The organism is Mitsuaria sp. TWR114, from assembly GCF_007997345.1.
The window spans coordinates 1-4,520 of record NZ_VOSR01001091.1 but is presented as its reverse complement, the minus strand read 5'-3'; the positions used below and the strand labels follow the sequence as shown (position 1 = coordinate 4,520).

Below are 4,520 nucleotides of genomic sequence, written 5' to 3'. Positions count from 1 at the left end.
GCTCCACCCCTTGCAAGGCAGTCGCGCCGGCGGCCTGCACAGCATGGCCGGCGGTTTCCAGGGCAGCGGCCATGGCGGTTATCCGGCCAGCGGCAGCGGCGCCCATGCCGGCGGCTTCGGCGGCGGTTTTGGCGGTGGGGTGGATCCCCAACTGATGGAACTGCTGCGCCGGCTGGCGCAGACGCCCTCGGCCGGCCTCGGCGGTCCGACCACCGGCGGCAGCCTGCCGACCAACAGCCAGTGGCAAGGCTGGGAGGGCGACGCCGGCGCCTATGTCGAGGGCGCGCCGCTGGTGCTGCCGCCCAACCTGATCCACCTGCATCGCGACGAACTGCGGCAGGCGGCCAACGGCTCGCTCGACCACATGGTGATCGACGTCGTGGCCGGCCTGTTCGACCAGATCCTGTCCGACGCCAAGCTGCCGCCGCTGATGGCGCAGCAGATCGCCCGGCTGCAGCTGCCGGTGCTGCGCGCGGCGCTGGGCGACCGCTCCTTCTTCTCCTCGCGCCGGCATCCGGTGCGCCGCCTGGTCAACCGCATCGCGACCCTGGCGGCCGCCTACGACGATTTCACCGACGACCCCGGCAAGTCCTTCCTCGCGCTGGTGCGCGAACTGGTCCAGGACGTCGTCAGCGGCGACTTCGACCGCATGGACCTCTACGAGTCCAAGCTGGTCCAGCTCGAGCAGTTCATCGAGGACCAGACCTCCGAGGCCCTCAAGGCCCAGGGCGACGCGGCCGCGCTGCTCGAGCGCAAGGAGACCGAGCTGCGCCTGCAGCGCCGCTACATGCAGCAGCTGCAGCAGGCGATGGCGAACGTCGACATGCGGGACTTCCTGCGCGACTTCCTCACCCAGACCTGGAGCGAGGTGCTGGTGCATGCGTCGCGGCACCCGGACCTGGACGCCGCCCTGGTCGACCGGCTGCGCCAGATGGGCCGCGACCTGGTGCTGTCGGTGCAGCCCAAGACCACGCCGCAGCAGCGCCAGGCCTTCCTGGCCTCGCTGCCGGTGCTGATGCGCACGCTCAACGAAGGCCTGGACCTGATCCGCTGGCCCGAACCCGAGCGCAAGAAGTTCTTCGCCGAACTGCTGCCGGCGCACGCCGATTCGCTCAAGGGCCAGGCGCTCAGCCCGCTCGAGTACAACCTGCTGGCCAAGCAGCTGGAGGCCGTGTTCGGCATGGCCCCGCCGCGCGAGCAGGACCTGCCCGCCCCCAGCGCGGCGCCGCTGGACCTGGACCTGAGCGAGAAGCTGTCCGAGGAGGAAGCCGAGAGACTCGGCCTGGTGCAGGAGGAGCACGTCGACTGGGACGGCCATGTCGACATCGACCTGGACCTGGGCGCCGACGAACAGCAACCGCTGCAGGCGGTGGACATCAGCATCGATGGTCTGCCCGCGGCCGAGGAAGACCCGTCGCCCCCGGCCGGTGAGCTGCTGATCGACCACCTGCAGATCGGCACGGCCTACCGGATGCACCGCGACGGCGATTGGATCAAGGTGCGGCTCGCCCACATCAGCGCGACCCGCAGCTTCTTCATCTTCACGCACGGCAGCAAGCACCAGGAGACGCTGACGATGACGGCGCGGATGCTGCGCAAGCTCTGCGAGGCGGAGCGGCTGCGCGCCTTCGAGCATGCCTACCTGCTGGAGCGCGCCACGGCGCGCGCGCGGCAGCAACTGGCGGCGCTGGGCGCCAAGGCGTCCTGAGGCGCGGACCGACCGCGGGTCGGCCCGCGCCGGTCCCTCAGCTCACAGCTTGCGCGGGTCGCGGAAATCGACCGGCATGTTGTCCTCGGTCCGGAATCTCAACGGCACCACATACTCGCCCTCGACCGGCTTGCCGTTCACTTCCTGAGGCTTGAAGCGCCACTGCGCCATCGAGGTCCGGCCATATCGCTTCAGCGACTGGGGCATGCCCGCGGGCATCTCGACCGTCGACTCCACGCAGGTCCCGTCGACACCGACGCGGCACACCATCCGGATCTCGCCTTCCCAGCCCGCGAGCGCCGCCGCGTCGTCCGGGTAGGCCGCGTAGTAGAGCTTGGTGGGGATGGGCATCAGCTGCATCGAACGGATGCCGACCGTCGACTTCTCCTTGTCCACGGCCAGGTAGAGCACGACGCCGGTGCGGAAGGTGGCGTTGCGGCCCTCCTCCTGGCGCGGCGGGATCTTGGCCTTCTGCAGCCGGGCCGTCATCTGCTTCCAGAAGCCCGGCGACTGCGACGCCTCGTCGACCGGCGTGATCTCCTTGACCTGGCCGTTCTCGTCGAACAGCACGTCGAACCAGACGTTCAGCGCCTGATTGACCTCCTGCGCCGCCGCCGTGCCCAGCGCAGCGAACTGCATCACGCCGGCCAGCGCCAGCGCGACCAGCCACTGCCACCGCCTCGTCTTTCCGATCTCCATCTGGCTCCCCCTGTCGATTTGGATGGCGGGAATTATGGGCGCGGCCCGAAGGCAGTTCCACCGTAGCCCGCTCCCTCCTGAGGGGGAGCGGGGCCACGCAGCGACGAGGACGCCGCTCAGGCCGACATCGCGCGCGCCATGCGGATCGCCGCGGCCATGCTGGACGGGTCCGCGCGGCCGGTGCCGGCGATGTCGAACGCGGTGCCGTGATCCGGGCTGGTCCGCACCAGCGGCAGGCCCAGGGTCACGTTGACGCCCTCCTCCACGCCCAGGTACTTCACCGGAATCAGCCCCTGGTCGTGGGTCATCGCCACGACCGCATCGAACTCGCCGACGTGCCGCGGCGGCGCGTGGCGCGCGCGCATGAACACCGTGTCCGGCGCGAACGGTCCGTGGGCATCGATGCCCAGCGTCCGCGCCTGCGCGATCGCCGGCGCGATGTGCTCGATCTCCTCGGTGCCGAACAGGCCGCCCTCACCGGCGTGCGGATTCAGGCCCGCCACGGCGATGCGCGGCGCGTCCAGGCCGGCGCGGCGCAGCGCGGCGTCGGTGATGCGCAGGGTCTGCAGCACTCGCCCCGTCGTGATCTGGTCGACCGCCTGGCGCAGGGCCACATGGATGGTCACCAGCACCACCCGCAGTTCGTCGTTGGCCAGCATCATGCGCACCGGCGGCAGTTGCCCTTGCGCGTCGGCGCAGAGCGCCTGCAGCAGCTCGGTGTGGCCGGGATGGTCGATGCCGCCGGCATGCAGCGCTTCCTTGTGGATGGGCGCCGTGACCAGCGCGCGCGAGCGGCCGGCCTGCTGCTCATGCACCGCCGCGACGATGCAGCGCGCCGCCGCCGCGCCCGCCGCCGCGCTGACGCGGCCCAGTGGCTGGTCGACCAGGTCCGCGGGCAGGCCCGGCGGCTGCCACACCGGCAGGCAATCGGGCGGGGCGAGATCGTCGGCCTGCTCGAGTACCGCCACCGGCAGGTCCAGGCCCAGGATACCGACGGCGCGCCGGAAGACCGCGACGTCACCCACCAGGCGCAGGTCCGCGCCGCGGTCGCGGGCCCAGGCGGCGACGGCGATCTCGGGCCCGATGCCGCAGGCGTCGCCCATCGTCAGCAGCAGCGGGCGCGGGCTCGGGCTCGGGCTCGCGGGGGAAGTGGACGGCCGGTTCATGCGGGATTGGGGATGTCGATGAAGCGGTAATGCAGGCCGAGCTGCTCCGACACCTGCCGCCCCAGGGCCTGCACGCCGTAGCGCTCGGTCGCATGGTGGCCGGCGGCGATGAAGGCCACGCCGGTCTCGGCGGCGTAATGGGCCTGCGGCTCGGAGATCTCGCCGGTGATGAAGACATCGGCGCCGGCGGCGATGGCGGCCTCGAAGTAGCCTTGCGCGCCGCCGGTGCACCAGGCCACGCGCCGCAGCGCGCGACCGTCGCCGGCCGCCTGCACGGTGGCGCGGCCCAGCCGCTCGCCGACGTGGGCGGTCAGCGCATCGAGCGTGTCCAGCGCCGCCGGCAAAGCGCCGACGCAGCCCAGGTCCTGCTCGCCGAAACGGCCGTCGGCGGCCCAGCCCAGGTGTTTCGCCAGTTGCGCGTTGTTGCCGAGTTCCGGATGCGCATCCAGCGGCAGGTGGTAGGCGAACAGGTTGATCTCATGCGTCAGCAGCCGGGCCAGTCGCTGCTTCATCCAGCCGGTGACGCGGCCGTCCTGGCCGCGCCAGAACAGGCCGTGGTGGACCAGGATCGCATCGGCGCCGGCCTCGATGGCGGCGTCGATCAGCGCGAGGCTGGCGGTGACCCCGCACACCAGTTGCCGGATCTGGTCGCGGCCCTCGACCTGCAGACCGTTCGGCCCATAATCCTTGAACCGCGTGGGCTCCAGCGTGGCGGCGAGCAGCCGCTCCAGCTCCGTGCGATGTGCCATGACAGGATCTCTCTTGCGTCAAACCTGGCTGATTTTCTCCCAGGCCACCACGGTGGCGCTGGCCGGCTACTTCGTCGTGTCGACGCTCAAGCCGGAATGGCTGCACGAGGCGCCCAAGGTCCGTGCCCACGCTGCCGGCCGCCGCCGGCGCCCCGCCACGCGCGGCGGTCCAGTTCAGCTTCGCGGCCGCGGCGCAGG

General features: G+C 71.4%; 4 protein-coding genes and 1 pseudogene. 2 read left to right on the top strand and 3 right to left on the bottom strand.

What is annotated here, in order from left to right; genetic code table 11:
• On the top strand, window positions 1-1,708 hold a 1,708-nt coding region (locus tag FUT87_RS27640; RefSeq protein ID WP_147243038.1), incomplete at its 5' end, for a DUF1631 family protein.
• A gap of 42 nt (window positions 1,709-1,750) precedes the next feature.
• On the opposite strand, the gene FUT87_RS27635 is transcribed toward FUT87_RS27640, so the two are convergent.
• The 3 genes from FUT87_RS27635 to FUT87_RS27625 form a co-directional block, all read right to left on the bottom strand.
• Complete coding sequence (locus FUT87_RS27635; protein WP_147243037.1) at window positions 1,751-2,407, bottom strand: energy transducer TonB; 657 nt, start codon at window positions 2,405-2,407, stop codon at window positions 1,751-1,753.
• Window positions 2,408-2,523: 116 nt separating this feature from the next.
• A complete protein-coding gene (gene pdxA / locus FUT87_RS27630) occupies window positions 2,524-3,573 on the bottom strand; it encodes a 4-hydroxythreonine-4-phosphate dehydrogenase PdxA (protein ID WP_147243036.1) in 1,050 nt (349 codons plus the stop codon).
• Window positions 3,570-4,322: a Nif3-like dinuclear metal center hexameric protein gene (locus tag FUT87_RS27625; RefSeq protein WP_091721727.1), complete on the bottom strand. Its 753-nt coding sequence runs from the start codon at window positions 4,320-4,322 to the stop codon at window positions 3,570-3,572. Before FUT87_RS27625 ends, pdxA begins: the two co-directional genes overlap by 4 nt.
• 13 nt (window positions 4,323-4,335) lie before the next feature.
• Between FUT87_RS27625 and FUT87_RS27620 the strand changes: the two are divergent.
• Window positions 4,336-4,520: pseudogene (locus tag FUT87_RS27620) on the top strand (2-alkenal reductase); the annotation flags it as partial.